The 25,894-nt window shown below is 61.0% G+C and carries 26 protein-coding genes; 23 read left to right on the top strand and 3 right to left on the bottom strand.

Annotated elements, in window-relative coordinates:
* Window positions 1–36: 36 nt before the first annotated feature.
* The 21 genes from iscR (at window position 37) to ATE40_RS15190 (ending at window position 19,340) form a co-directional block, all read left to right on the top strand.
* Window positions 37–531, top strand: a complete 495-nt coding sequence (iscR, locus tag ATE40_RS15290) for a Fe-S cluster assembly transcriptional regulator IscR (RefSeq protein WP_025159551.1) — start codon at window positions 37–39, stop codon at window positions 529–531.
* Window positions 532–585: 54 nt separating this feature from the next.
* Window positions 586–1,800 (top strand): cysteine desulfurase, encoded by a 1,215-nt coding sequence (iscS, locus tag ATE40_RS15285; protein WP_015378780.1) that lies wholly within the window; start codon window positions 586–588, stop codon window positions 1,798–1,800.
* Between the two features lie 24 nt (window positions 1,801–1,824).
* The gene (gene iscU, locus ATE40_RS15280; protein ID WP_004941408.1) at window positions 1,825–2,211 is read left to right on the top strand and encodes a Fe-S cluster assembly scaffold IscU; all 387 of its coding nucleotides are present in this window, start codon (window positions 1,825–1,827) and stop codon (window positions 2,209–2,211) included.
* 54 nt (window positions 2,212–2,265) lie between these two features.
* A complete protein-coding gene (iscA, locus tag ATE40_RS15275; RefSeq protein ID WP_004941410.1) occupies window positions 2,266–2,589 on the top strand; it encodes an iron-sulfur cluster assembly protein IscA in 324 nt (107 codons plus the stop codon).
* A 62-nt stretch (window positions 2,590–2,651) separates the two neighbouring features.
* A complete protein-coding gene (gene hscB, locus ATE40_RS15270; protein WP_063919894.1) occupies window positions 2,652–3,173 on the top strand; it encodes a co-chaperone HscB in 522 nt (173 codons plus the stop codon).
* 32 nt (window positions 3,174–3,205) lie between these two features.
* On the top strand, window positions 3,206–5,056 hold the full coding sequence (gene hscA / locus ATE40_RS15265) for a Fe-S protein assembly chaperone HscA (RefSeq protein WP_063919893.1): 1,851 nt from the start codon (window positions 3,206–3,208) through the stop codon (window positions 5,054–5,056).
* 2 nt (window positions 5,057–5,058) lie between these two features.
* Window positions 5,059–5,394, top strand: coding sequence for an ISC system 2Fe-2S type ferredoxin (gene fdx, locus ATE40_RS15260; protein ID WP_004941417.1), 336 nt, complete (start codon window positions 5,059–5,061; stop codon window positions 5,392–5,394).
* A gap of 32 nt (window positions 5,395–5,426) precedes the next feature.
* Window positions 5,427–5,627, top strand: coding sequence for a Fe-S cluster assembly protein IscX (gene iscX / locus ATE40_RS15255; protein WP_006327336.1), 201 nt, complete (start codon window positions 5,427–5,429; stop codon window positions 5,625–5,627).
* 223 nt (window positions 5,628–5,850) lie between these two features.
* Window positions 5,851–7,146, top strand: coding sequence for an aminopeptidase PepB (gene pepB / locus ATE40_RS15250; protein ID WP_025159553.1), 1,296 nt, complete (start codon window positions 5,851–5,853; stop codon window positions 7,144–7,146).
* Window positions 7,147–7,235: 89 nt separating this feature from the next.
* On the top strand, window positions 7,236–8,066 hold the full coding sequence (gene sseB, locus ATE40_RS15245; RefSeq protein WP_063919892.1) for an enhanced serine sensitivity protein SseB: 831 nt from the start codon (window positions 7,236–7,238) through the stop codon (window positions 8,064–8,066).
* 162 nt (window positions 8,067–8,228) lie between these two features.
* Window positions 8,229–8,654: a nucleoside-diphosphate kinase gene (gene ndk / locus ATE40_RS15240; RefSeq protein ID WP_004941424.1), complete on the top strand. Its 426-nt coding sequence runs from the start codon at window positions 8,229–8,231 to the stop codon at window positions 8,652–8,654.
* Window positions 8,655–8,886: 232 nt separating this feature from the next.
* Complete coding sequence (gene rlmN / locus ATE40_RS15235) at window positions 8,887–10,083, top strand: dual-specificity RNA methyltransferase RlmN (RefSeq protein WP_004941426.1); 1,197 nt, start codon at window positions 8,887–8,889, stop codon at window positions 10,081–10,083.
* A gap of 98 nt (window positions 10,084–10,181) precedes the next feature.
* Entirely contained in the window at window positions 10,182–10,931 is a 750-nt protein-coding gene (pilW, locus tag ATE40_RS15230) for a type IV pilus biogenesis/stability protein PilW (protein WP_025159554.1), read from the top strand.
* On the top strand, window positions 10,921–11,895 hold the full coding sequence (gene rodZ / locus ATE40_RS15225; protein ID WP_063919891.1) for a cytoskeleton protein RodZ: 975 nt from the start codon (window positions 10,921–10,923) through the stop codon (window positions 11,893–11,895). The genes pilW and rodZ overlap by 11 nt, the downstream gene beginning before the upstream one ends.
* A 45-nt stretch (window positions 11,896–11,940) precedes the next feature.
* Window positions 11,941–13,062, top strand: coding sequence for a flavodoxin-dependent (E)-4-hydroxy-3-methylbut-2-enyl-diphosphate synthase (ispG, locus tag ATE40_RS15220; RefSeq protein WP_016929756.1), 1,122 nt, complete (start codon window positions 11,941–11,943; stop codon window positions 13,060–13,062).
* 139 nt (window positions 13,063–13,201) lie between these two features.
* Window positions 13,202–14,476: a histidine--tRNA ligase gene (hisS, locus tag ATE40_RS15215; protein WP_025159556.1), complete on the top strand. Its 1,275-nt coding sequence runs from the start codon at window positions 13,202–13,204 to the stop codon at window positions 14,474–14,476.
* Between the two features lie 13 nt (window positions 14,477–14,489).
* On the top strand, window positions 14,490–15,110 hold the full coding sequence (locus tag ATE40_RS15210; protein ID WP_019452355.1) for a YfgM family protein: 621 nt from the start codon (window positions 14,490–14,492) through the stop codon (window positions 15,108–15,110).
* 11 nt (window positions 15,111–15,121) lie between these two features.
* Entirely contained in the window at window positions 15,122–16,303 is a 1,182-nt protein-coding gene (bamB, locus tag ATE40_RS15205) for an outer membrane protein assembly factor BamB (protein ID WP_019452356.1), read from the top strand.
* A 255-nt stretch (window positions 16,304–16,558) separates the two neighbouring features.
* Complete coding sequence (gene der / locus ATE40_RS15200) at window positions 16,559–18,049, top strand: ribosome biogenesis GTPase Der (RefSeq protein WP_019452357.1); 1,491 nt, start codon at window positions 16,559–16,561, stop codon at window positions 18,047–18,049.
* Between the two features lie 99 nt (window positions 18,050–18,148).
* Window positions 18,149–19,105 (top strand): AEC family transporter, encoded by a 957-nt coding sequence (locus ATE40_RS15195; RefSeq protein ID WP_019452358.1) that lies wholly within the window; start codon window positions 18,149–18,151, stop codon window positions 19,103–19,105.
* Window positions 19,106–19,118: 13 nt separating this feature from the next.
* On the top strand, window positions 19,119–19,340 hold the full coding sequence (locus ATE40_RS15190; RefSeq protein ID WP_019452359.1) for a zinc ribbon domain-containing protein: 222 nt from the start codon (window positions 19,119–19,121) through the stop codon (window positions 19,338–19,340).
* A gap of 4 nt (window positions 19,341–19,344) precedes the next feature.
* Here ATE40_RS15190 and ATE40_RS15185 read toward each other — a convergent pair whose 3' ends face one another.
* The 3 genes from ATE40_RS15185 to ATE40_RS15175 all read right to left on the bottom strand — a co-directional run bounded on the left by ATE40_RS15185 (window position 19,345) and on the right by ATE40_RS15175 (window position 21,844).
* Window positions 19,345–19,686, bottom strand: coding sequence for a protealysin inhibitor emfourin (locus ATE40_RS15185; protein WP_019452360.1), 342 nt, complete (start codon window positions 19,684–19,686; stop codon window positions 19,345–19,347).
* Entirely contained in the window at window positions 19,686–20,711 is a 1,026-nt protein-coding gene (locus ATE40_RS15180) for a M4 family metallopeptidase (protein WP_019452361.1), read from the bottom strand. The genes ATE40_RS15185 and ATE40_RS15180 overlap by 1 nt, the downstream gene beginning before the upstream one ends.
* Window positions 20,712–20,773: 62 nt before the next feature.
* On the bottom strand, window positions 20,774–21,844 hold the full coding sequence (locus ATE40_RS15175; protein WP_025159557.1) for a LacI family DNA-binding transcriptional regulator: 1,071 nt from the start codon (window positions 21,842–21,844) through the stop codon (window positions 20,774–20,776).
* Window positions 21,845–22,202: 358 nt separating this feature from the next.
* Here ATE40_RS15175 and ATE40_RS15170 point away from each other — a divergent pair, with 358 nt between their 5' ends.
* Window positions 22,203–23,513 carry an MFS transporter gene (locus ATE40_RS15170; protein ID WP_019452363.1) on the top strand — a complete coding sequence of 437 codons (1,311 nt, stop codon included), beginning with the start codon at window positions 22,203–22,205 and terminating at the stop codon, window positions 23,511–23,513.
* 11 nt (window positions 23,514–23,524) lie between these two features.
* Entirely contained in the window at window positions 23,525–25,891 is a 2,367-nt protein-coding gene (locus tag ATE40_RS15165) for a glycoside hydrolase family 31 protein (RefSeq protein WP_063919890.1), read from the top strand.
* Window positions 25,892–25,894: the final 3 nt, after the last annotated feature.

Below are 25,894 nucleotides of genomic sequence, written 5' to 3'. Positions count from 1 at the left end.
TTCGGCCATATTTGACCAACAGGTAACCATTGAGCTATGAGACTGACATCCAAAGGCCGTTATGCCGTAACCGCTATGCTCGACGTAGCGCTGCATTCCCAGGAAGGGCCGGTGCCACTGGCGGACATTTCCGAACGCCAGGGTATTTCGCTCTCTTATCTGGAACAATTATTCTCCCGTCTGCGCAAGAATGGCCTGGTGGCCAGCGTGCGCGGTCCGGGCGGTGGTTATCTGCTGGGTAAAGACGCGGGTGAGATCGCCGTTGGCGCTGTCATCACTGCTGTCGATGAATCGGTAGATGCAACCCGTTGCCAGGGCAAAGAAGGCTGCCAGGGCGGCGATCGCTGCTTGACCCACGCCCTGTGGCGCGATCTGAGCGAGCGCATCAGCGGGTTCCTGAACAACATTACGCTGGCTGAACTGGTCAACAACCAGGAAGTGCTGATGGTGGCAGATCGTCAAAACAACGATACGCGCCGCACGGCCAACGGTCGTCCGCAAGAAACTATCAACGTTAATCTGCGCGCATAAGCAGCTGGCGAAATTATTTTAGTTTTTGGAAGTGATGTACGGAGCACAAGAGCAATGAAATTACCGATTTATCTGGATTACTCAGCAACGACGCCGGTCGACCCGCGCGTTGCTGAGAAGATGATGCAGTTTTTGACCCTGGACGGCACTTTCGGCAACCCGGCTTCCCGTTCCCACCGTTTCGGTTGGCAGGCGGAAGAGGCGGTAGACATCGCCCGTAACCAAATCGCCGAACTGGTGGGCGCCGACCCGCGCGAAATCGTCTTCACCTCCGGGGCGACCGAATCCGACAACCTGGCGATCAAAGGCGCTGCCAATTTCTACCAGAAAAAAGGCAAGCACATCATCACCAGCAAAACCGAACACAAAGCCGTGCTGGACACCTGCCGTCAGCTGGAGCGCGAAGGGTTCGAAGTGACCTACCTGGCGCCGCAGAGCAACGGCATCATCAGCCTGCAGGATCTCGAAGCGGCGATGCGCGATGACACCATCCTGGTCTCCATCATGCACGTCAACAACGAGATCGGCGTGGTGCAGGACATCGAAGCGATCGGCGAAATGTGCCGCGCGCGCGGTATCATCTACCACGTTGACGCTACCCAGAGCGTGGGCAAACTGCCTATCGATCTGAGCAAGCTGAAAGTCGACCTGATGTCGTTCTCCGGCCACAAAATCTATGGCCCGAAAGGCATCGGCGCGCTGTACGTGCGCCGCAAGCCGCGTATCCGCATCGAAGCGCAGGTGCACGGCGGTGGTCACGAGCGCGGCATGCGTTCCGGCACCCTGCCTGTTCACCAGATCGTCGGCATGGGCGAAGCTTACCGCATCGCCAAAGAAGAGATGACCGAAGAGATGGCGCGTCTGCGCACCCTGCGCGATCGTCTGTGGAACGGCGTGAAAGATATGGAAGAAGTGTATCTGAACGGCGATCTGGAGCACGGCGCACCGAACATCCTGAACGTCAGCTTCAACTATGTTGAAGGCGAGTCGCTGATCATGGCGCTGAAAGACTTGGCCGTTTCTTCCGGTTCAGCCTGTACCTCCGCCAGCCTCGAGCCGTCCTACGTGCTGCGCGCGCTGGGCATGAGCGATGAATTGGCGCACAGCTCGATCCGTTTCTCCCTGGGGCGTTTCACCACGGAAGAAGAGATCGACTACACCATTCAACTGGTGCGTAAATCCATCGGCCGTCTGCGCGATCTGTCCCCGCTGTGGGAGATGTTCAAGCAGGGCGTGGATATCAACAGCATCGAATGGGCGCATCATTAATTCTCAGGTTTCAGGAGCAAGGTCATGGCTTACAGCGAAAAAGTAATCGATCATTATGAAAACCCGCGCAACGTGGGTTCTTTCGACAACGAAGATCCTACCGTCGGCAGCGGCATGGTAGGGGCGCCGGCTTGCGGCGACGTCATGAAGCTGCAGATCAAGGTTAACGATGAAGGCATCATCGAAGACGCGCGCTTTAAAACTTACGGCTGCGGTTCCGCCATCGCCTCCAGCTCGCTGGTGACCGAATGGATGAAAGGCAAGTCGTTGGATCAGGCTGAAGCGATCAAAAACACCCAGATCGCCGAAGAGCTGGAATTGCCGCCGGTCAAAATTCACTGCTCGATCCTGGCTGAAGACGCCATCAAAGCAGCGATTGCCGACTATAAGAGCAAGCATAGCGCCAAGTAATTTGTCTGAGTCGGCCCGGCCGCGCCGGGCTTTGATGTGAAGTGTGAGGTTGTGATGTCTATTACCATGAGCGACAGCGCTGCGCAGCGTGTTCAGGCGTTTTTGACGAACCGCGGCAAAGGTCTCGGCCTGCGTCTGGGAGTGCGAACTTCCGGCTGCTCCGGGATGGCGTACGTGCTGGAATTTGTTGACGAAGCCAACGATGACGACATCGTGTTTGAAGACAAAGGCATCAAGGTGATCATCGACGGCAAGAGCCTGGTCTACCTTGACGGCACCGAGCTTGATTTCGTTAAGGAAGGCCTGAACGAAGGCTTCAAGTTCAACAACCCGAACGTCTCAAGCGAATGCGGCTGCGGCGAGAGTTTCAACGTCTGACAGTCCATCGTGCTCCCCCGCCTCGGCGGGGGAACTTCATCCGCTAACGCCCAGAGCACGCTATGGATTACTTTACTTTATTCGGGCTGCCAGTTCGCTATACCGTGGACGGCAGCCTGCTTGCGTCCCGCTTCCAGGATCTGCAGCGCCAATTCCACCCCGATCGTTTCGCCAACCAGCCGGAGCGCGAACGCCTGATGGCGTTGCAGCAGGCGGCGACCATCAACGAAGCCTACCAGGCGCTGAAGCACCCGTTAAAACGCGCGGAGTATATGCTATCTTTGCACGGCTTCGATCTGGGCAACGAACAGCATACGATGCGCGACACCGCGTTTCTGATGGAACAGCTGGAACTGCGCGAAGAGCTCGACGCCATTGAGCGCAAGCCGGAGGCGGAAAGCCTGCTGGCCGATTTCGGCGCGCGGCTGGCAGCCTCGGTCAAACAGCGCAGCGCGCTGATGCTGCAGCAGTTGGATAGCGAGCAGTGGGCGGCCGCCGCTGACACCGTGCGCAAGCTGCGCTTTTTGGACAAACTCCAGCAACAGGTTGAACAACTCGAAGAAAAACTGCTGGGTTTTGAGTAACACCTTCTGATTCTGATTGTGGAAGCTTCAACATGGCCTTATTACAAATTAGTGAGCCTGGCCTCAGCGCCGCGCCGCACCAGCGACGCTTGGCCGCCGGCATCGACTTAGGCACCACCAACTCGCTGGTCGCCACGGTGCGCAGCGGGCAGGCGGAAACGCTGGCCGACGAACAGGGGCGCCATTTGCTGCCTTCGGTGGTGCATTATCAGGCGGACGCGCAGCGCGTCGGCTGGGAGGCGCGCCAACAGGCGGCGCAGGATCCGGCCAATACCGTCAGCTCCATCAAACGCATGATGGGCCGCTCGTTGGCGGACGTGCAGCAACGTTACCCGAACCTGCCGTATCAATTCCAGGCCAGCGACAACGGCCTGCCGCTGATCGTCACTGCCGCCGGCCCGGTTAACCCGGTCGGCGTCTCCGCCGATATCCTGCGGGCCCTGTCCGCGCGCGCGCAAGCGGCGCTGGAAGGGGAGCTGGACGGTGTGGTGATCACCGTTCCCGCCTACTTCGACGACGCGCAGCGCCAGGGTACCAAAGACGCGGCGCGTCTGGCCGGCCTGCACGTCCTGCGCCTGCTGAACGAACCGACCGCGGCGGCGATCGCCTATGGGCTGGATTCCGGCCAGGAAGGGGTGATCGCGGTTTACGATCTGGGCGGCGGCACCTTTGATATCTCTATTCTTCGTCTCAGCCGCGGCGTGTTCGAAGTGCTGGCGACCGGCGGCGATTCCGCGCTGGGCGGCGACGACTTCGATCATCTGTTGGCCGACTGGCTGCGCGAGCAGGCCGGCGTGACCGATCGCAGCGACCACGGCGTGCAGCGCCAACTGCTGGATGCCGCCATCGCCGCCAAAATCGCGTTGAGCGATGCCGACAGCGCGCGCGTTGAGGTGGCAGGCTGGCAGGGCGAGGTGACCCGCGCCCAGTTTGAAGCGCTGATCGCCCCGCTGGTGAAACGCACGCTGATGGCTTGCCGCCGCGCGCTGAAAGACGCCGGCGTCACCGCCGACGAGGTGCTGGAAGCGGTGATGGTCGGCGGTTCTACCCGCGTGCCGCTGGTGCGTGAGCAGGTGGGGGCCTTCTTCGGCCGCACGCCGCTGACGTCGATCGATCCGGATAAAGTGGTCGCCATCGGCGCCGCGATCCAGGCCGACATCCTGGTGGGCAACAAGCCGGACAGCGACATGCTGCTGCTGGACGTGATCCCGCTGTCGCTGGGTCTCGAAACCATGGGCGGTCTGGTGGAGAAAGTGATCCCGCGCAACACCACTATCCCGGTGGCGCGCGCGCAGGAGTTCACCACCTTTAAAGACGGCCAGAGCGCGATGATGATCCACGTGCTGCAGGGCGAGCGCGAGCTGGTGCAGGATTGCCGTTCGCTGGCGCGCTTTACGCTGCGTGGCCTGCCGCCGCTGCCTGCCGGGGGCGCGCACATTCGCGTGACCTTCCAGGTGGACGCGGACGGCCTGCTGAGCGTCACCGCGATGGAGAAATCCACCGGCGTTGAAGCCTCGATCCAGGTCAAGCCGTCGTACGGTCTGTCGGACAGCGAAATCGCCGGCATGATCAAAGACTCGATGGCCAACGCGCAAAGCGACGTGGGCGCACGCAAGCTGGCGGAGCAACGCGTGGAAGCCGCGCGAGTGCTGGAAAGCCTGCAGGGCGCGCTGGCCACCGACGCCGCGCTGCTGAGCGAGGCGGAAAGCCAGGCGATCGCCGCCGCGACCCAGGCGTTGCAGCAGGCGGCGCAGGGTGAAGATCCCGCCGCTATCGAAGACGCTATCAAAACATTAGATGCACAAACGCAAGATTTTGCCGCGCGCCGCATGGACGCTTCCATTCGCCGCGCGCTGGCTGGCCATTCTGTGGATGAGGTTTAACCATGCCTAAAATTGTTTTCCTGCCCCATCAAGATCTTTGCCCGGAAGGGGCGGTTCTGGAAGCCGAAAAAGGGGAGTCGATCCTCAACGTTGCGCTGCGCAACGGCATTGAAATCGAGCACGCCTGCGAGAAATCCTGCGCCTGCACCACCTGCCACTGCATCGTGCGTGAAGGCTTCGATTCGCTGGAAGAAAGCAGCGAGCTGGAAGACGACATGCTGGACAAAGCGTGGGGGCTGGAGCCGGAAAGCCGTCTGAGCTGCCAGGCGCTGGTCGCCGACGAAGATCTGGTGGTCGAAATGCCGCGTTACACCGTCAACCACGCGCGTGAGCATTAATTGTTAGCCGCGGCGCCAACCAGGAGATCATAATGGGACTGAAGTGGACCGACAGCCGTGAAATCGGCGAAGCCCTGTACGACCAATACCCGGACACCGATCCGAAAACCGTGCGTTTTACCGACATGCATCAGTGGATCTGCGATCTGGAAGAGTTCGATGACGATCCACAGGCTTCCAACGAAAAAATACTGGAAGCGATCCTGCTGGTCTGGTTAGATGAAGCGGAGTAAATAGCGTAACGGGCTGCCATGGGCGGCCCGTTTATTTTGTATCCGACATACCCGTCGTCTTTCAAACCGCAGCGTTGTTACCTGCACGATCACCCCCCAGTCACTTACCTGAGTAAGCTCCTGGGGATGAGATCGCTGGGCGCCTAGCTGCAATTTGAAATCCATAGGGTATGCAATAAAGCCCTAATGAAATAATAAAGGGAACATCCGGAGTAAGAAGGCTATGACAACAGAATTCATGCAGGTCACGCTGTCGCAACAACCTGCCGACGCCCGCTGGGGCGAGAAAGCGCTGCTGAGCACCAACGGCGAAGGGATGACCATCCACCTGACTGGCGCCGACAAGCTGGGCGCTGTCCAGCGTGCGGGCCGCAAAATTGATGGTCAGGGCATTAAAAACGTCAAGCTGGCCGGCGACGGTTGGGATTTGGAAAACAGCTGGGCGTTTTGGCAAGGCTACCGCGGGCCGAAAGGGCAGCGCAACGTCGAATGGGCCGAGCTGCCGGAAGCCGCGCGTCAGGAGCTGGATAAGCGCCTGAAGATCGTTGACTGGGTGCGCGACACCATCAACATGCCGGCGGAAGAGCTGGGGCCGGAGCAACTGGCGACCCGCGCCGTCGATCTGATGTGCGACGTCGGCTGCGATGCCGTCAGCTATCGCATCACCAAGGGCGAAGATCTGCGTGAGCAGAACTATGCCGGCATCCACACCGTCGGCCGCGGTTCCGAACGCCCGCCGGTACTGCTGGCGCTCGACTTCAACCCGACCGGCAACCCGGACGCGCCGGTGTTCGCGTGCCTGGTCGGCAAGGGCATCACCTTCGACACCGGCGGCTACAGCCTGAAGCAAAGCGCCTTTATGGATTCGATGAAGGCTGACATGGGCGGCGCGGCCACCATCACCGGCGCCCTGGCGCTGGCGGCGGCGCGCGGCCTGAAGCAGCGCGTGAAGCTGTACCTGTGCTGCGCCGACAACATGGTCAGCGGCAACGCCTTCAAACTGGGCGACATCATTCGCTACCGCAACGGCAAAACCGTTGAGGTGATGAACACCGATGCGGAAGGGCGCCTGGTGCTGGCCGACGGCCTGATCGACGCTTCTGAGCAGAACCCGCAGCTGATTATCGACTGCGCCACCCTGACCGGCGCGGCCAAAACTGCGGTAGGCAACGACTACCATGCGCTGTTCAGCTTTGACGACGCGCTGGCGCAAGAGCTGCTCAGCAGCGCCGCCGCCGAGCAAGAGCCGTTCTGGCGCCTGCCGCTGGCCGAGTTCCACCGCAGCCAGCTGCCGTCCAACTTCGCCGAGCTGAACAACGTGGCCGGCCCGGCCTACACCGCTGGCGCCAGCACCGCGGCGGCCTTCCTGTCGCACTTCGTTAAAAACTACCAGCAAGGCTGGTTGCACATCGACTGTTCAGCCACCTACCGCAAAGGCGCGGTGGAGCAGTGGTCGGCCGGCGCGACCGGTCTGGGCGTGCGCACCCTGGCCAATCTGCTGCTGAGCAAAGCCAAATAATTGAATGCCCGCCGCGTCGGGCGCTAGAATGCGCATTATCTTCGAGGCCCAGCATGCTGGGCCTCGCTCTTTGATCCCTGGAGTTTGCCATGAGTGCCCATCATCACGATGCCGCCCCGAGCGAGAACGAACTTGAACGCCTGCTGAAGCTGGCGGTGACGGAGCCGGCCCATCGCCCGGCGTTCTTCCGTGAACTGCTCGACGCCACGGTGCTGATCCTCGGCGACAGCGAGCAGGTGCAGCAGGATGGCGACATCACGCTGAACGCGGATACGCCGGTCAATATCCAGCATTGGGAAAAGCAGGACGGCGGCAGCATCATTCCGTTCTTCACTTCGCTGGATGCGTTGCAGAAGGCGGTTGAGGACGAACAGCCGTTTATCGCCATGCCGGCGCGGGTGCTGTTCGAGATTACCCAGGGCGCGGATCTGTTCCTCAACCCGAAGGCGGAATACGGCAAAGAGTTTTATCCGGAAGAGGTGGCGATGCTGCTGGCGACCGGCGGCGTCGTCAAACCGGTGGAGCATTACGTCGACAAAGAGACCCAAATCCTGCTGGGGCAGCCCGAGGAATATCCGTCGGCGATGGTGGATGCGTTGACCACGCTGTTCAGCCAGCGCAAGCCGGTGCGCCGCGCGTTTCTGGCGCTGATGCACGACCAGGCGGCGGACGAGAAGCCGAATTTACTGATCGGGCTGGAAGTGGACGCCGAGCCGGCGGAGATCGAGGCGCTGATCAACGAGGCCGGCAGCGTCGCCAGCGAAACGGCGCCGAATGACGAGCCGGTGGACTTCTGCCTGGTGTCGGAGAAAGAGCGAGGCATCAGCCACTACCTGATCTCCCATACGCAGCCGTTTTATCAGCGGCGCTGGGGCAGTTGGCTGCGCAATTTGATCCCGTCTACCGACAAGACCCAATAACGTCGGCGCACCGCCGAAAATGGCGAATGAAGATCATATTTTTTTAATGAAATGTTGATTTTCCCGTAGGCAAGCGTTAACGGCGCACATATAATCTGCGCCACTTGAGAAGGCCGGCAACATTGCAGACCGGCCTGTTTTGGAAGTCATACAGAGGCCATCATGACCGTAGAACGTACCTTTTCCATCGTTAAACCAAACGCTGTAGCCAACAACGACATCGGCGCTATCTACGCGCGTTTCGAGCGCGCCGGTTTCAAAATCATCGCCGCTAAAATGCTGCGTCTGACTCGCGAGCAAGCTGAAGGCTTCTACGCTGAGCACAAAGGCCGCCCATTCTTCGACGGTCTGGTTGAGTTCATGACCTCCGGCCCAATCATGGTGCAGGTTCTGGAATCTGAAAACGCCGTGCAGCGCAACCGCGACATCATGGGTGCAACCAACCCGGACAACGCACTGGCCGGCACCCTGCGCGCCGACTACGCGGACAGCTTCACCGCTAACGCCGTTCACGGTTCCGACTCCGTTGAATCCGCACAGCGTGAAATCGCTTACTTCTTCAACGAAAGCGAAATCTGCGCACGTTAATCGTGCCATTGCTGATAACCAGGCATTCACCGGCTGAAACAATAAAAATGCCCTGAATGCCTTTCAGCCATAGAAACACGCTACTAAAATTTGTACAATGCCGCGCCCCTGATAAGACGACTTGTCAGGGGCGTGTTTTTAGTGCCGCCACCCGAATCATGCGGGCTGAAATGCACAACTTACTTTCCATTCTTTAGCGCCATAACGTGTAATAACGAGGCCAGAGATCATTATGTTAGAACCCATCACGTCCGAGCACACCGTGTCTGAAAATAATTCGCTGACTACCCCCTCCGTTAACGTGGAGCAACCGGCTGCGGCCAAAATCAACCTGCTGGATCTGAACCGCCAGCAAATGCGTGAGTTCTTCGCCGAAATGGGCGAAAAACCGTTCCGCGCCGATCAGGTGATGAAGTGGATTTACCACTACTGCTGCGACGATTTCGAGCAGATGACCGACATCAACAAAGTCCTGCGCGGCAAGCTGCAGCGCGTGGCGGAAATCCGCGCGCCGGAAGTGGCGGAAGAACAGCGTTCGGCCGACGGCACCATCAAGTGGGCGATCAAGGTGGGCGATCAGCAGGTCGAAACCGTGTATATCCCGGAAGCCGATCGCGCGACGCTGTGCGTCTCCTCGCAGGTAGGCTGCGCGCTGGAGTGCAAATTCTGTTCGACGGCGCAGCAGGGCTTCAACCGCAACCTGCGCGTGTCGGAAATCATCGGCCAGGTGTGGCGCGCGGCGAAGATCATCGGCGCGCTGAAGGTGACCGGCCAACGCCCGATCACCAACGTGGTGATGATGGGCATGGGCGAGCCGCTGCTCAACCTGAACAACGTGGTGCCGGCGATGGAAATCATGCTGGACGACTTCGGCTTTGGCCTGTCCAAACGCCGTGTGACCCTGTCTACCTCCGGCGTGGTGCCGGCGCTGGACAAGCTGGGCGACATGATCGACGTGGCGCTGGCTATTTCGCTGCACGCGCCGAACGACACCATCCGCGATGAGATCGTGCCGATCAACCGCAAGTACAACATCGAGACCTTCCTGTCCGCGGTGCGTCGCTATCTGGAGAAATCCAACGCTAACCAGGGCCGCGTCACCGTCGAGTACGTGATGCTGGATCATATCAACGACAGCACCGATGACGCGCATCAGCTGGCGGAAGTGTTGAAAGACACGCCGTGCAAGATCAACCTGATCCCATGGAACCCGTTCCCGGGCGCTCCCTACGGCCGCAGCTCCAACAGCCGGGTGGATCGTTTCTCCAAGGTGTTGATGGAATACGGCTTTACGACTATTGTTCGTAAAACCCGTGGTGACGATATCGACGCCGCCTGCGGGCAACTGGCGGGTGAAGTGATCGACCGTACCAAGCGTACCCTGAAGAAGAAAATGGCCGGGGAACCTATCAACGTACGGGCGGTCTGAATCCTATAGCACCATTTTTTGTTATCTAACAGCCTGTTATGCGAAAGCGTGTCGCTGGTGGGCGTTAGCTGACGGCCGATAAGGAAATGAATGCGGGCATGAAGCTGAAACTGTGGGGTGTGTGGCTGGCGGCCGGGTTGTTGGCCGGGTGTTCCGGTTCAGCGCCGGAAAAGGAAGCACAGGTCTCTGAGGCGGGCCAGACGCGCCTGCAGCTGGGGCTGGAGTACCTGCAGCAAGGCGACATGGACGCCGCGCGCCAGAACCTTGAAAAGGCGCTGGACGCGGCCCCGCAGGATTACCGCACGCAGTTGGGCATGGCGCTTTATGCGCAGCGGAACGGTGAAAACGCCGCGGCCGAACAGCGTTATCGGCAAGCGCTCAAACTTGCGCCAGGCAATGGCACCGTACTGAATAATTACGGTGCGTTTCTTTGCGGTTTAGGGCAGTATGTACCGGCGCAACAGCAGTTTAGCGCTGCGGCGCTGGCGCCCGATTATGGCCAGGTTGCCGACAGCCTGGAAAACGCAGGTTACTGTTTTCTCAAGGCCGGACAAAACGATGAGGCGCGCACGCTGTTGAGCCGCGCGCTGAAGGTCGATCCGGACAAAGGCACTCCGCTGTTGGCGGAGGCCGAAAAGCAATTTGGAGAAGGGAAGCGCGCCCAGTCGCAACTTTTATTGGATGTTTATCAGCATGTTCTGCCGGCCAGCGCCAGCAGCTTATGGTTACAGATTCGTTTCGCCGCGTTAGCCGGCCGTCAGGATAGCGTTCAACGCTATGGCAAGCAGCTAGCGCGAAGTTTTCCACAATCCAAACAGTACCAGCAGTTCTTAGCTAATGAATACTGAAGCCTCCCAAGATAAAACCGTATCCATGACGACGGGCCAGCGCCTGCGTCAGGCCCGTGAGCAACTCGGGCTGAGCCAACAGACCGTTGCAGAACGCCTGTGTCTCAAAATGTCCACCGTGCGCGATATCGAGGAAGACAGCGTTTCCGCTGACCTCGCGTCCACCTTCGTGCGCGGCTACATCCGTTCCTACGCCAAGCTGGTGCATTTGCCGGAAGACGAACTGCTGCCGATGCTGGCCAAGCAGGCGCCGTTGAAGATGGCGAAAGTGGCGCCGATGCAAAGCTTCTCGCTGGGCAAGCGCCGCAAGAAACGCGACGGCTGGCTGATGAGCTTCACCTGGCTTATCGTGTTCGTGGTGATCGGCCTGACCGGCGCCTGGTGGTGGCAAAACCACAAGGCGCAGCAGGAAGAGATCGCCACTATGGCCGATCAATCCTCGGCGCAGCTTTCACAGAATAACGAAGGGCAGTCCGTGCCGCTGACCGACGGCAACGCCGACGCCGGCACCAACGTGCCGTTGACCGACAACAGCGCTGCGCCGGCCGATACCGGCGCAGCGGCTCAGGCGCCGGCGGCTACCGCCCAGGCGCCAGGCGCGGCTCAGCAGCAGCCTGCCGTGGTGTCGCCAAGCCAGACCACCCTGCCGGAAACCGCGCCGGCGGCACAAGCGCCGCTGCCGACCGCCGATGCGGGCGTGGCTGCGCCGGCGGCCGATCCGAACGCGCTGGTGATGGACTTCTCCGCCGACTGCTGGCTGCAGGTGAGCGACGCCAGCGGTAAAACACTGTTCAGCGGCACCCAGAAGAAGGGCGGCAAGCTGAACCTGACCGGCACGGCGCCGTACAAACTGACCATCGGCGCGCCGGCGGCAGTACAGATCCAGTATCAGGGTAAGCCGGTCGATTTAAGCCGGTTCGTTAAGTCAAACCGTGTTGCTCGCCTGACCGTCGCCGCGCAGTAATCGCGCGGCTGGTCGTGATGTCAGAGCAGCAATGGAGAGTAAGTAATGCATAACCAAGCGCCCATCAACCGTCGAAAATCAACGCGCATTTACGTCGGCAAGGTGCCTATTGGTGATGGCGCGCCGATTGCCGTGCAGTCGATGACCAACACCCGTACCACCGATGTTGAAGCAACGGTTAATCAGATTAAAGCGCTGGAGCGCGTGGGCGTCGACATCGTCCGCGTTTCGGTTCCTACCATGGACGCCGCCGAGGCGTTCAAGCTGATCAAGCAGCAGGTCAACGTGCCGCTGGTCGCCGATATCCACTTCGATTATCGCATCGCGCTGCAGGTGGCCGAATACGGCGTAGACTGCCTGCGCATCAATCCGGGCAACATCGGCAACGAATCGCGCATTCGCTCGGTGGTGGACTGCGCCCGCGACAAGAACATCCCGATCCGCATCGGCGTCAACGGCGGCTCGCTGGAGAAAGACCTGCAGGAAAAGTACGGCGAACCTACGCCGGAAGCGCTGCTGGAATCCGCCATGCGCCACGTGGACATCCTCGATCGCCTCAACTTCGACCAGTTCAAGGTCAGCGTTAAGGCGTCGGACGTGTTCCTGGCGGTACAATCCTACCGTCTGCTGGCGTCGCGCATCGATCAGCCGCTGCATCTGGGTATCACCGAAGCCGGCGGCGCGCGCAGCGGGTCGGTCAAGTCGGCCATCGGCCTGGGCATGCTGCTGTCTGAAGGCATCGGCGACACCCTGCGCATCTCGCTGGCGGCGGATCCGGTTGAAGAGGTGAAGGTCGGTTTCGACATCCTGAAGTCGCTGCGCATCCGCGCGCGCGGCATCAACTTCATCGCCTGCCCGACCTGTTCGCGTCAGGAATTTGACGTGATCGGCACGGTGAATGCGCTGGAGCAGCGTCTGGAAGACATCATTACGCCGATGGACGTCTCGATCATCGGCTGCGTGGTGAACGGCCCGGGCGAAGCGCTGGTGTCCACCATGGGCGTGACCGGCGGCCACAAGAAGAGCGGCTTCTATGAAGACGGCGTGCGTCAGAAAGAGCGTTTCGACAACGAACAGATGATCGACCAGCTGGAAGCGAAGATTCGCGCCAAGGCCGCGATGATGGACGAAAGCAACCGCATCACGGTCAACCTGCTGGAAAAATAAGCGTTATCGCTACACGGCGGGCCTGTTGGCCCGCTTGTTTATGAACCTGAAGGGCAGAAAACCGCATCCGCGTTGAATACCGGGCGGCAAAGTCCCTATAATCGGGTTCATTTTTACAGACAACGGACAGAGAACTCACGTGGCAAAGAACATTCAAGCCATTCGCGGCATGAACGACTACCTGCCGGAAGAAACGGCATTATGGCAGCGTATTGAAGGCACCCTCAAGCAGGTGCTGGGCAGCTACGGTTACAGCGAAATCCGGTTGCCGATTGTAGAGCAGACCCCGCTATTCAAACGCGCGATCGGCGAAGTGACCGACGTCGTGGAAAAAGAGATGTATACCTTCGAAGACCGCAACGGCGAAAGCCTGACGCTGCGTCCGGAAGGGACGGCTGGCTGCGTGCGCGCCGGCATCGAGCATGGTCTGCTGTACAATCAGGAACAGCGTCTGTGGTACATCGGCCCGATGTTCCGCTACGAGCGCCCGCAGAAGGGCCGCTATCGCCAGTTCCATCAGCTGGGCGCGGAAGTGTTCGGCCTGCAAGGCCCGGACATCGACGCCGAGCTGATCCTGCTGACCGCCCGCTGGTGGAAAGCGCTGGGCATCGCCGAGCACGTCAAGCTGGAGCTGAACTCCATCGGTTCGCTGGAGGCGCGCGCCAACTACCGCGACGCGCTGGTGGCGTTCCTCGAGCAGCACGTCGAGGTGCTGGACGAAGACTGCAAACGCCGCATGTACAGCAACCCGCTGCGCGTGTTGGACTCCAAGAATCCTGAGGTGCAGGCGTTGCTGAACGACGCGCCGCGCCTGTCCGAGTACCTGGACGAAGAATCCCGTGCTCACTTCGCCGGTCTGTGTGAACTTTTGGCGCAGGCAGGTATCCCATATACCGTTAACGAGCGCCTGGTGCGCGGTCTGGATTACTACAACCGCACCGTGTTTGAGTGGGTGACCACCAGCCTGGGCGCGCAGGGCACCGTCTGTGCGGGCGGCCGTTACGACGGCCTGGTCGAGCAGCTGGGTGGCCGCGCCACCCCGGCGGTCGGTTTCGCCATGGGCCTCGAGCGTCTGGTGCTGCTGGTGCAGGCGGTTAACCCGGAATTCAAGGCGCCGTCGGCTATCGACGTGTACGTCATCTCTTCCGGCGCGGGCACCCAGAGCGCGGCGATGCAGCTGGCTGAACAGGTGCGCGACGCGGCGCCGCAGCTGAAGCTGATGACCAATTACGGCGGCGGCAACTTCAAAAAGCAGATCACCCGTGCGGACAAATGGGGCGCGCGCATCGCGCTGATCCTGGGTGAGAGCGAAGTGGCGGCGCAGCAGGTAGTGGTGAAAGACCTGCGCAGTGGTGAACAAGAAACGCTGGCGCAAAGCGAAGTCGCTGCGCGTCTGGCTTTGATGTTAGGTTAAGGAGAAGGACACCGTGGAAGTCTATACCACTGAAAACGAACAAGTCGACGCACTGCGTCGGTTCTTTGCCGAAAACGGCAAAGCGCTGGCGGTGGGCGTGGTGCTCGGAATTGGTGCCCTGGTTGGCTGGCGTTACTGGCAGAGCCATGAAAACTCCAACATGATGGCTGCATCGCAATCCTATCAGGAAGCCAGCGATCGTCTGGCGGCCGGCAAACCGGATGACGTGGCCGCCGCGGAGAAATTTGTCCAGGCTAACAGCAACAGCTACGGCGTATTGGCCGCGTTGCAGTTGGCCAAGCATTTTGTCGAACAGAATGATTTTGCCAAGGCGGAACAGCAACTGGCGCTGGCGCAGGGCCAGACCAAAGACGACAACCTGTTGGCGATGATCGACCTGCGTCTGGCGCGCGTCCAGCTGCAGGAGAAAAAGCTGGATGAAGCGCTGAAAACGCTGGATGGCGTGAAAGGCGAAGGTTGGGCGGCGATGATGCAGGATGTGCGCGGCGACGTGCTGCTGGCCAAGGGCGACGCCAAGGGCGCGCGCGAAGCTTACAGCAAAGGCATTGAGTCCAACGCTTCTCAGGCGCTGCAGGTTCTGCTGCGCATGAAATTGAATAACTTGTCCAGCTAAGGGGAATTCCCATGCAATTGCGTAAAACACTCTTGGTCGGACTGGTTTCCGCTGCCTTGCTGAGTGGTTGCTCGCTGTTTAACAGCGAAGAAGACGTGGTTACCATGTCGCCGTTGCCGAAAGTTGAAAATCAGTTTACGCCGAACAAGGCGTGGAGCACCTCGGTGGGCGACGGTATCGGTGAGTATTACTCCCACCTGCGTCCGGCCTATCAGGACAGTACCATTTACGCCGCCGATCGCTTCGGCATCGTGAAAGCGATGGACGCCGACAGCGGCAACGAGAAGTGGAAGGTCAATCTCTCCGAGAAAACCGGTTTCTTCTCCAGCAACCTGTCTGCGCTGCTGTCGGGCGGCCTGACGGTCGCAGGTGACAAGGTTTACGTCGGCAGCGAAAAAGCGGTGGTTTACGCATTGAACACCGCCGACGGCGCCATCGCTTGGCAGACCAAAGTGGCCGGCGAAGCGATCTCCCGTCCGGTTGTCAGCGACGGCATGGTGCTGGTGCATACCTCCAACGGCATGCTGCAGGCGCTGAACGAAGCCGACGGTGCGGTGAAGTGGACGGTTAACCTGGATATGCCTTCGCTGTCGCTGCGCGGTGAATCCGCGCCGGCCGTCGCCTTTGGCGCCGCCATCGTCGGCGGTGACAACGGCCGCGTCAGCGCGGTGCTGATGCAGCAGGGCCAGATTATCTGGCAACAGCGCATCTCTCAGCCGAGCGGCGCAACCGAAATTGATCGCCTGAACGACGTGGACACCACGCCGGTGATCGTTGACGGCGTGGTCTACGCGCTGGGTTACAACGGCAACCTGACGGCGCTGGATCTGCGTTCCGGTCAGATCATCTGGAAACGCGAACTGGGTTCGGTGAATGATTTCATCGTCGACGCGGGCCGCATCTACCTGATCGACCAGAACGATCGCGTGGTGGCGCTCAGCACCGAAGGCGGCGTGACCGTATGGACGCAGAGCGATCTGCTGCACCGTAACCTGACGCCGCCAGTGATGTATAATGGTTATCTGGTGACCGGTGACGCCGAAGGCTATCTGCACTGGATCAACACCACCGATGGTCGTTTTGTCGCCCAGCAGGAAGTGGACAGCTCCGGCTTCCTGTCTGCGCCGATGGTGGCCAGCGACAAGCTGGTCATCCAGGCTCGCGGCGGGAAAGTTTACGCTTTCACCCGCTAACGCCGCTCGTCGTGACCCTTCTTGCACCCGAAAGCTTTCGGGTTGCAGCCAGGCGGCAAGCGCATGAGTCCTCGGGAGCTTAGTGAACTGAGTGACCGGGGCGAAGGTGTGCAGACAACGCCGCTGTGGCGCGAAAGATGAAGGGGAAAACGGCTCCTGAGTGTTCAGGGGCCGTTTCGTATTTTATAAGCTGCACCGCTGGTGTCTATCCACAGTGCAGTAACGCATTGATTATTAAGTAATGAGGCTTCAACAATGATACCTGTCGTCGCGCTGGTCGGGCGCCCGAATGTGGGTAAATCCACCTTGTTCAACCGTTTAACCCATACGCGCGATGCGCTGGTGGCGGATTTCCCGGGGCTGACGCGTGACCGCAAGTATGGTCGTGCTGAAATCGAAGGCAATGAATTCATCATCGTCGATACCGGCGGTATCGACGGCACCGAAGACGGCGTAGAAACGCGCATGGCCGGTCAGTCGCTGCTGGCGATCGAAGAAGCGGACATCGTGCTGTTCATGGTCGACGCCCGCGCCGGCCTGATGCCGGCGGATCAGGGCATTGCCCAGCACCTGCGCAGCCGCCAGAAGGCGACCTTCCTGGTAGCCAACAAAACCGACGGTCTGGATCCGGACACCGCCACCGCTGATTTCTATTCGCTCGGCCTGGGTGAAGTGTTCGCTATCGCCGCTTCTCACGGCCGCGGCGTGACCCAGCTGATCGAACACGTGCTGGTGCCGTTCGTGCCGGAAAAACCGGAAGACGTCGAGCTGACCGAGGAAGAGGCCAACGCCGCTTACTGGGCCGAGCAAAACGGTGAAACGCTGGAAGGCGAAGAAGACGAAGAGCCGGAAGAAGAGTTCAATCCGCAGGATCTGCCGATCAAGCTGGCGATCGTCGGCCGCCCGAACGTAGGTAAGTCTACGCTCACTAACCGCATCCTCGGCGAGGAGCGCGTGGTGGTGTACGACATGCCGGGCACCACCCGCGACAGCATCTATATTCCGATGGTGCGCGACGAACGTGAATACGTGCTGATCGACACCGCCGGGGTGCGTAAACGCGGCAAGGTGACGGAAACCGTCGAGAAATTCTCGGTGATCAAGACCCTGCAGGCGATTGAAGACGCCAACGTGGTGCTGCTGGTGATCGACGCGCGTGAAGGCATTTCCGATCAGGATCTCTCGCTGCTCGGCTTTATCCTCAATAGTGGGCGCTCACTGGTGATTGCGGTCAACAAGTGGGACGGCATGAGCGAAGAAGATCGCGAGCACGTGAAAGAGATGCTCGATCTGCGTCTGGGCTTCGTCGACTTCGCGCGCGTGCACTTCATTTCCGCGCTGCACGGCAGCGGCGTCGGCAACCTGTTCGAATCGGTACAGGAAGCCTACGAGTGCGCAACCCGTCGCGTAAACACCTCGATGCTGACCAAAATCATGCAGATGGCGGTTGACGATCATCAGCCGCCGTTGGTGCGCGGCCGCCGTGTGAAGCTGAAATACGCCCACGCCGGCGGTTACAACCCGCCGATCGTGGTGATCCACGGCAACCAGGTCAGCGATCTGGCCGATTCCTACAAGCGCTATCTGATGAACTACTTCCGCCGCTCGCTGAACGTGATGGGGACGCCGATCCGCATCCAGTTCAAAGAGGGTGACAACCCGTTCGCCGGCAAACGCAACCTGCTGACGCCGACCCAGATGCGCAAGCGCAAGCGCCTGATGAGCCACCTGAAAAAGAGCAAGTAATTGCTCATGAGGGGCGCGGCAGTGATGCCGCGCCCCTTTTTTATTGGCCCGAAATCGTTTTATTATCTGAAGATTACCTCGCCTGCCTGAAGGAACACCATGTCCTGGGAAACCTGGAGTTTTGCGTTCAACGTCACCGTGCCGAATCTGTTAATGATGCTGCTGGGGATCCTGCTGCGCCATTGGCGCCTGATGGATGATCGCTTCGTCGACGGCGCGACCCGCCTGGTGTTCAATCTGGCGCTGCCGTGCCTGCTGTTTTTCAGCATCGCCACCAACCACCCGCAGCTGCTCGGTAACCTGCCGCTGGTGCTGTTCGGCGCAGTCGGCACGCTGGCGACCTTCCTGCTCTTGGAGCTGGCGGCCAGGTGGCTGGTGAAAGAGCCGCGTGAGCGCGGGGTATTCGTGCAGGGCGGTTTTCGCGCCAACACCGCCATCGTCGGCCTGGCCTACGCCATGACCGCCTATGGCAGCGAAGGCATTGCGCTCGCCTCGCTGTACCTGACGGTGACGGTGATCCTGTTCAACGTGCTGTCGGTCATCACCCTCACGCGCAGCTTGCAGGGCGGACAGGGCAAGAAAATCAGCCACCTGTCGCTGCTGCGCAGCATCGTCACCAACCCGCTGATCATCGGCCTGGTGTGCGGGTTGGCGTATGCGCAAACCGGGCTGGGCATCCCGGCCGTGATTCGCCAAACCGGCAGCTATATCTCCGCGCTGTCGCTGCCGCTGGCGCTGCTGTGCACCGGTGCCAGCCTGGATTTTCGCGCCATGTTCCGCTCGTCCAACGTGGCGGCGCTGTCGTCGGCGGCGAAGCTGTTTCTGGTGCCGTTCCTGATGACGCTGGCCGGCTGGCTGTGCGGATTTCAGGGCGCGGCGCTGGGGATTATTTTCCTGTTTTCCGCCACGCCGACCGCCTCAGGCAGCTATGTGATGACGCGCGCCATGGGCGGCAACGCCACGCTGGCGGCCAATATTATCGCCATCACCACCGTCGGTTCGTTCTTCACCACCGCGTTGGGGATCTATTTCCTGCGCTCATGGGGCGCGATTTAATTTGGGAGTCGTTATGGAAGCGCACTGTCCGCAATGCCGTCAGATCATGAATTGGGTAGCGGGTCACTACCATTGTGAAGCCTGTCAGCGCGATTATCGGCAGCTGGCGAGCTGCCCGGAATGCGGGCAGCCGCTGCAAGAATTGAAAGCCTGCGGGGCGGTGGATTACCTGTGCCAGAACGGGCACGGGCTGATCTCCAAAAAGCGGGTGAATTTCAGTTATCAGCCGCTGTAAGCCCTCACTCATCCACCTGGCCGGTTTTCCACAGATCCACCAGCGCCTGCGGCGCGCTGCTCTCCGGGATTAGCAGCACGATCTCGCTGCTCAGGGTGGGGCTGGTGTAGTTGATCTGCACGCGGTAGTAGCGCTGGTCGCCGCAGCCGGGGGAGGCGGGTTGGCCTTCTTCCTGCGCATAGGGCAGTGTCTGGTTCAGCAACTGATTCAGACGCTGCCGCTGCTCCGGCGTGATATCGGCCAGCGCGATGCGGCGCTGGCCCGCCAGTTTGGGAATGTAGGCGAAGCCTCCCTCGCGCGCCAGCTCAATGACCGTATCCTGATTGAGCGTCGGCAGCGGTTTCATTATTCCACCCCCACCTGATGCCAGGCTTGCTGCACCTTGTCCGCCACGCTCTGATCGAAACGCGCTTGCGCATGTTTCACCGTGGCGCGGGCAAAGGTGGCGAAGTCGGCGTTTTGCGGCAGCGCTTTGTCGCACACCGTGTCATACCAAACGTAGCCGGCTTTCTCCCAGGCGAAGCCGCCCAGGGCGGTTGCCGCCAGGTAGAAGGCGCGATTGGGAATGCCGGAGTTGAGGTGCACGCCGCCATTGTCTTCCTTGGTCTGAATATAATCCTGCATGCTGGCGGGCTGCGGGTCCTTGCCCAGCAGCGGGTCGTCGTAGGCAGTGCCGGGCGCCGACATCGAACGCAGCCCTTTGCCTTTGATGCCCTTGGCGAGCAGCCCGGCACCGATCAGCCAGTCGGCTTTATCGGCGGTTTGCTGCAGATGGAACTGCTTGACCAGCGAGCCGAACACGTCGGACAGCGATTCGTTGAGCGCCCCGGATTGTTGGTAGTAGATCAGCCCGGCTTCGCTCTCGGTCACCCCGTGCGCCAGCTCGTGGCCGACTACGTCGATGGCGATGGTGAAACGGTTGAAGATCTCGCCGTCGCCGTCGCCGAACACCATCTGCTGGCCGTTCCAGAAGGCGTTCTGGTACTCCTTGCCGTAGTGCACGCTGCCGGTCAGCGGCAGCCCTTTATTGTCCAGCGAATTGCGGCGGTAGGCCTGCCAGAAGAAATCGTAGGTGACGCCGAGGTAGTCGTAGGCTTCGTCCACCGCCACGTCGTGGTTGCTGGGTTGCCCCTCTTTGCGCACCTGTTTGCCGGGCAGTTGGGTGCCGTTTTGGGCGTCGTAGATATCGCGGATCGCTTCACCGGCTCTGGCGTTCTTTTCGGTTGGTGAACGCAGCGGCTTGTTGCCGAGCAGGCTTTGCACGTGGTTCAGGGTGTGCAGCGCGCAGTCGCGCTGCGGGGCGTTGCCGTGTTCAATGATGCGGCGCAGCATGTAGGGAGGAATGACGGAACGCATGCGCTGGGCTGACATAGTGGCTCTCCTTAGGCAAAAATTTTACCTCATCGAATGAATGCACTGAGCCTAAGTGTAGTCTACTCGTCATAAAGCCTGTGGTTATGCGTGCTCACCGCCGGCGCGCTCTTGTGCGGGCTGACGCGCCGCACTGAGGCGCGCACCGCCAGCCGGCCGTGCAGCAGCAGATTGCACGGCGGCGCGTCGGGGCGCAGCATGCGCCGCTGCAGCAGCTGGATCGCCTCGTAGCCCAGCTCATCGCGCGGCACCTGCACCGAGGTCAGCGGCACGTCGTGGATTTCCGCCAGGTTGAAGCCGTCGGTGCTCATCACCGAGACGTCGCCCGGCACGCTCAGCCCCAGTTTATTGAGCGCCTTGACCGCCCCGACCGCCATGTAGTCGCCGCCGGCCAGGATCGCCGTCGGCAGCGGGGCGCGGTTCAGATAGGTGGTCAGCGCCTGCTCGGCCTCTTCGCTGCCGAAGCCGGAGGTGGTCACCAGATGGCGGCCATCGTCGAACGGCAGGTGATGCCGATCGTAGGCCTGGCGGATGCCCGCCAGCCGCAGCTCCATGGTGTGGCGGCGCAGGCACTGCAGATTGAGGATGTGGCTGTGCCCCTGTTGGAACAGGTAGCTGGCGGAGTAGTCGCCGATCAGCTGATGATCCGGCGAAACGCTGTCCAGCCGCATCTGCCGATCGCTGCAGTTAATCAACACGCACGGCTTGTGCAGGTCGGCGGCCAGAGTGTGGATATGCTCGTCGTCGATGCCGATGAGCAGCGCCGCTTCGGTATGCGGATCGCTCATCTTTTCCAGAAACAGCGCGCCGTCGCTGTGCTGCTCTTCCAGCCCGCAGTAGCGGATGCGCACCTCGTGCTGCATCAGCGCGGCGGCGATGCCCTGAATGACCTTGTAATAGAAGATATCGGTGCGCACGTCGAACGCGCGCTGCGGCGCGAACACCATCACGTTGTTCAGCATCAGCCGGCCGCTGGAAATGCCCTGCAGAATGCCGTTTTGCTGCGCACAGTCCAGCACCTTGCGGCGCGCCTCGGCGCTGGTGTTGGCCTTGCCCGCCAGCACGCGGGAAACGGTGCTGATCGACAGCCCGGTTTGGCGGGCGATCTCCTGGATTTTCAGCTTTCCGTTCATTTTGTGATCTCCTTCAAATTCATCCGTGAGAATATTTTCACTGCGGCTTTTCAGCATCTTGACCGGCTTTGCCGGCCATTATGACTATTTTTTCACCCGCCTGTGAAAATCTTTGCAAAAAACCCCGTTTCGCTGTGCGCTATCGCTGAGTAGTCTGCATTGGTACACCAATTTTGGCGACCTGTCAGTCCAATTTTAACGGTGTGCAAAAAAGAAAACAAAAAATAAATCATGGGGTTGTGACTGTCCGTCGGCCGACGATACGGCGCCGACCCGTTTTCACCGCTCCTTTTTTGATAGCGCAACGTACCTACCGAAACGCGCGTCGTCGTAACCGGCGGCCGCGGGGAGAGAATCGATGAGTGTGGAGATCAATCAGGCGGTCGTGCAGAGCGGCCGGCGCAAGTTCAAATCGCTGCGCTGGTGGATGCTGGCGCTGTTCTTGCTGGGCGTCACGGTCAACTACATCACCCGCAACTCGCTGGGCATTCTGGCGCCGGAGCTGAAAACCAGTCTGAACATGAGCACCGAGCAATACGCCTGGGTGGTGGCCTCGTTCCAGCTGGCCTACACGGTGTTTCAGCCGATCTGCGGCTGGCTGATCGACGTGATCGGCCTGAAGATGGGCTTTTTGATCTGCGCCGGCATTTGGGCGGTGGTATGCATGCTGCACGCCGGCGCCGGCAGCTGGCTGCAACTGGCCATTCTGCGTTTCTTCATGGGCGGCGCGGAGGCGGCGGCCACCCCGGCCAACGCCAAGGCGATCTCCGACTGGTTCCCGAAGAAGGAGCGGCCGATCGCCGCCGGCTGGGCGGGCGTCGGCTTCTCCATCGGCGCCATGCTGGCGCCGCCGATCATCGTCATCGCTCATGTCTCCTTCGGCTGGCAGGGGGCGTTCCTGTTCTCCGGCGGGCTGGCGCTGATCTGGGTGGTGCTGTGGTGGCTGTTCTACCACTCGCCGCAGCAGCACCCGAACCTCAGCCAGCAAGAGCTGGATCTGATCCGGGAAGACAACGAACCGGTGCTGCCGAAGCTGCCGTTCCTCACCTCGTTGGCCAGCCTGTGCAAGAACAAGAAATTCTACGGCATCGCCATCCCGGCCTTTCTCGCCGAGCCGGCCTGGGCGGTGTTCAGCTTCTGGGTGCCGCTGTACCTGGCTACCGAACGCGGCATGGATCTGAAACAGATCGCGATGTTCGCCTGGCTGCCGTTCCTGGCGGCGGACATCGGCAGCGTCGCCAGCGGTTATCTCACCACCCTGTACCGCAAGTGGTTCGGCTGCAGCCGCGTCAACTCGGTGGTCGCCAGCTCGGTGACCGGCGCCTTCCTGATGGTGTCGCTGGCGTTCGTGGCGATCACCCAGGATCCCTATGTGGCGATCGCGCTGATCTCGATCGGCGGCTTCGGCCATCAGGTGATCTCCTGCATGCTCAGCGCACTGGTGGTGGAGTCGTTCGATAAAAACCAGATGGCGACGGTCAACGGCATGCGCGGCTCCAGCGCCTGGATCGCCAGCTTCCTGTTCACGCTGCTGATCGGCGCGGTGTCCGACACCATCGGCTTCAACCCGCTGTTCATCGCCATGGGCTTCTTCGATCTGATCGGCGCTGTGTTCCTGATTGCCCTGATCGCCGAGCGCGGCGGTAACAAAACCCCTTCACACAGCTAAGTGGAATACTTATGAAAACGTTGAAAAACTGGACGTTGGTGGCGCAGCATGCCGAGCATATTGAGCTGCTGGTCGATGAACGCCACCGCTTCTGTCTGTACGTGCTGGAAAAAGATCTGTTCCGCGTGCTGATCAAACGCGACGGTGAGCTGGCGCTGGATCGCACCTGGAGCATCGCGCCGCAGGAGGATGTGCCCTGGGAGGGGCGCGAACGGCTCAGCGTCGCCGGTTTCAGCCTGCCGGGCTATCAGCTGCGCCAGGCAGGCGATCGGCTGGTGGTCAGCACGCCGCTGCTGCGCGTGACGGTGCATCAGCCGCTGTGGCTGGCCTGGGAGTATTGCAACGCCGCCGGCGAATGGCGGCCGCTGGCGGCGGATCGGCCGACCAGCGCCTACCTGCTCAATGCGCACGGCGACGGTGTGGCGCACTACCAGCGGCGTTTCGCCGATGAGCGCTATTACGGCCTGGGGGAGAAAGCCGGCGATCTGGAGCGCACCGGCCGCCGCTTCGAGATGCGCAACCTGGACGCCATGGGTTACAACGCCGCCAGCACCGATCCGCTGTACAAACACATTCCGTTCACCATCACCCGCGGGCCGGAGGCGAGCTTCGGCCTGTTCTACGATAACCTGAGCAGCTGCTGGCTGGATCTGGGCAACGAGATCGACAACTACCACGCGGCCTATCGTCGCTATCAGGCCGAAGCGGGCGATCTGGATTACTACCTGTTCCTCGGGCCGCAGGTACTGGACGTCACCAAGGCCTTCGTGCGCCTGACCGGCCGCACCCACTTCGGGCCGAAGTGGAGCCTGGGCTACAGCGGCTCGACCATGCACTACACCGACGCGCCGGACGCCCAGCAACAGCTGCAGCAGTTCATCGCGCTGTGCCGTCAACACGCCATTCCCTGCGACTCCTTCCAGCTGTCGTCCGGCTACACCTCGATTAACCACAAGCGCTACGTGTTCAACTGGAACTACGACAAGGTGCCGCAGCCCAAGCTGCTCAGCCAGGCGTTTCACGACGCCGGCCTCAGGCTGGCGGCCAACATCAAACCGTGCCTGCTGCAGGATCACCCGCAGTACCGGGAGGTGGCGGCGCAGGGGCTGTTTATCCGCGACTCGCAAAGCGACGCGCCCGAGCGCTCCAGCTTCTGGGATGACGAAGGATCGCACCTCGACTTCACCAACCCGGCGGCGGTGCGCTGGTGGCAGCAGGGCGTCACGCAGCAGCTGCTGGAGATGGGCATTGACTCGACCTGGAACGACAACAACGAGTACGAAGTGTGGGACGGCGAAGCGCGCTGCCATGGCTTCGGGCGGCCGATCGCCATCAAGCACATTCGCCCGGTGATGCCGCTGCTGATGATGCGCGCCTCGATGGAGGCCCAGCAGCGTTTCGCGCCGCAGAAGCGGCCGTACCTGATCTCGCGCTCCGGCTGCGCCGGCATGCAGCGCTATGTGCAGACCTGGAGCGGCGACAACCGCACCAGCTGGCAGACGCTGCGCTACAACATCCGCATGGGGCTGGGTATGAGCCTGTCCGGGTTGTATAACCTCGGCCACGACGTCGGCGGCTTCTCCGGCGACAAGCCGGACGCGGAGCTGCTGGTGCGCTGGGTGCAAAATGGCGTGATGCATCCGCGTTTCACCATTCATTCCTGGAACGACGACGCCACGGTCAACGAGCCCTGGATGTACCCGAGCGCCACCCCGGCGGTGCGTGAGGCGATCAACCTGCGTTACCGGCTGTTGCCGTATTTCTACACCCTGTTGTGGCAGGCCTGCGCCGACGACGAGCCGATGCTGCGCCCGACCTTCCTCGACCACGAACAGGATGCGCGCACCTTTGGCGAGAACGACGATTTCCTGATCGGCCGCGATCTGCTGGTGGCCAGCGTGGTGGAGCCGGGGCAGCGCCGGCGTTCGGTATATCTGCCGGACAACGGCGAAGGCTGGTACTGCTTCTACAGCTGCCAGTGGTTCGGCGGTGGCCAGACGGTGACGCTGGCGGCGCCGCTGGAGCGGTTGCCGCTGCTGGTGCGCGCCGGGGCGGCGCTGCCGTTGTCGCAGCGGCTGGCGCATGTGGACGTGGCCGCCGACGATCGGCGCGAGCTGCGGCTGTTTCCGCTCAAGGGTTGCGGCGTGAGCAGCGGGCTGTTGTTTGAGGACGACGGCGAAAGCGAAGGTTGGCGGCAGGGCGATGCGCTGTGGCTGCGCTGGGAAATGCGCTGCGACAATCAGCGCATCATGCTGGATATCGCGACGGAAGGGCGTTTTCGCCCGGCCTGGCGCACGCTGACGCTCAGCCTGCCGGAAGGCGAAACGCGCGCGCTGTGGGTGAACGGCGAACCGGGCGAGCGCTTTACGCTGGAGTAGGGG

Origin of the sequence: Serratia surfactantfaciens, from assembly GCF_001642805.2 — a bacterium.
GTDB classification, from domain to species: Bacteria; Pseudomonadota; Gammaproteobacteria; order Enterobacterales; family Enterobacteriaceae; genus Serratia; species Serratia surfactantfaciens.
This window is presented reverse-complemented; position numbering and strand designations above follow the sequence as displayed.

Bases quoted from the DNA above. Each gene is read 5' to 3' on its own strand.
- iscR (WP_025159551.1), top strand. From the start codon at position 37: ATGAGACTGACATCCAAAGGCCGTTATGCCGTAACCGCTATGCTCGAC.
- iscS (WP_015378780.1), top strand. From the start codon at position 586: ATGAAATTACCGATTTATCTGGATTACTCAGCAACGACGCCGGTCGAC.
- iscU (WP_004941408.1), top strand. From the start codon at position 1,825: ATGGCTTACAGCGAAAAAGTAATCGATCATTATGAAAACCCGCGCAAC.
- iscA (WP_004941410.1), top strand. From the start codon at position 2,266: ATGTCTATTACCATGAGCGACAGCGCTGCGCAGCGTGTTCAGGCGTTT.
- hscB (WP_063919894.1), top strand. From the start codon at position 2,652: ATGGATTACTTTACTTTATTCGGGCTGCCAGTTCGCTATACCGTGGAC.
- hscA (WP_063919893.1), top strand. From the start codon at position 3,206: ATGGCCTTATTACAAATTAGTGAGCCTGGCCTCAGCGCCGCGCCGCAC.
- fdx (WP_004941417.1), top strand. From the start codon at position 5,059: ATGCCTAAAATTGTTTTCCTGCCCCATCAAGATCTTTGCCCGGAAGGG.
- iscX (WP_006327336.1), top strand. From the start codon at position 5,427: ATGGGACTGAAGTGGACCGACAGCCGTGAAATCGGCGAAGCCCTGTAC.
- pepB (WP_025159553.1), top strand. From the start codon at position 5,851: ATGACAACAGAATTCATGCAGGTCACGCTGTCGCAACAACCTGCCGAC.
- sseB (WP_063919892.1), top strand. From the start codon at position 7,236: ATGAGTGCCCATCATCACGATGCCGCCCCGAGCGAGAACGAACTTGAA.
- ndk (WP_004941424.1), top strand. From the start codon at position 8,229: ATGACCGTAGAACGTACCTTTTCCATCGTTAAACCAAACGCTGTAGCC.
- rlmN (WP_004941426.1), top strand. From the start codon at position 8,887: ATGTTAGAACCCATCACGTCCGAGCACACCGTGTCTGAAAATAATTCG.
- pilW (WP_025159554.1), top strand. From the start codon at position 10,182: ATGAAGCTGAAACTGTGGGGTGTGTGGCTGGCGGCCGGGTTGTTGGCC.
- rodZ (WP_063919891.1), top strand. From the start codon at position 10,921: ATGAATACTGAAGCCTCCCAAGATAAAACCGTATCCATGACGACGGGC.
- ispG (WP_016929756.1), top strand. From the start codon at position 11,941: ATGCATAACCAAGCGCCCATCAACCGTCGAAAATCAACGCGCATTTAC.
- bamB (WP_019452356.1), top strand. From the start codon at position 15,122: ATGCAATTGCGTAAAACACTCTTGGTCGGACTGGTTTCCGCTGCCTTG.
- der (WP_019452357.1), top strand. From the start codon at position 16,559: ATGATACCTGTCGTCGCGCTGGTCGGGCGCCCGAATGTGGGTAAATCC.
- ATE40_RS15195 (WP_019452358.1), top strand. From the start codon at position 18,149: ATGTCCTGGGAAACCTGGAGTTTTGCGTTCAACGTCACCGTGCCGAAT.
- ATE40_RS15190 (WP_019452359.1), top strand. From the start codon at position 19,119: ATGGAAGCGCACTGTCCGCAATGCCGTCAGATCATGAATTGGGTAGCG.
- ATE40_RS15185 (WP_019452360.1), bottom strand. From the start codon at position 19,686: ATGAAACCGCTGCCGACGCTCAATCAGGATACGGTCATTGAGCTGGCG.
- ATE40_RS15180 (WP_019452361.1), bottom strand. From the start codon at position 20,711: ATGTCAGCCCAGCGCATGCGTTCCGTCATTCCTCCCTACATGCTGCGC.
- ATE40_RS15175 (WP_025159557.1), bottom strand. From the start codon at position 21,844: ATGAACGGAAAGCTGAAAATCCAGGAGATCGCCCGCCAAACCGGGCTG.
- ATE40_RS15170 (WP_019452363.1), top strand. From the start codon at position 22,203: ATGAGTGTGGAGATCAATCAGGCGGTCGTGCAGAGCGGCCGGCGCAAG.
- ATE40_RS15165 (WP_063919890.1), top strand. From the start codon at position 23,525: ATGAAAACGTTGAAAAACTGGACGTTGGTGGCGCAGCATGCCGAGCAT.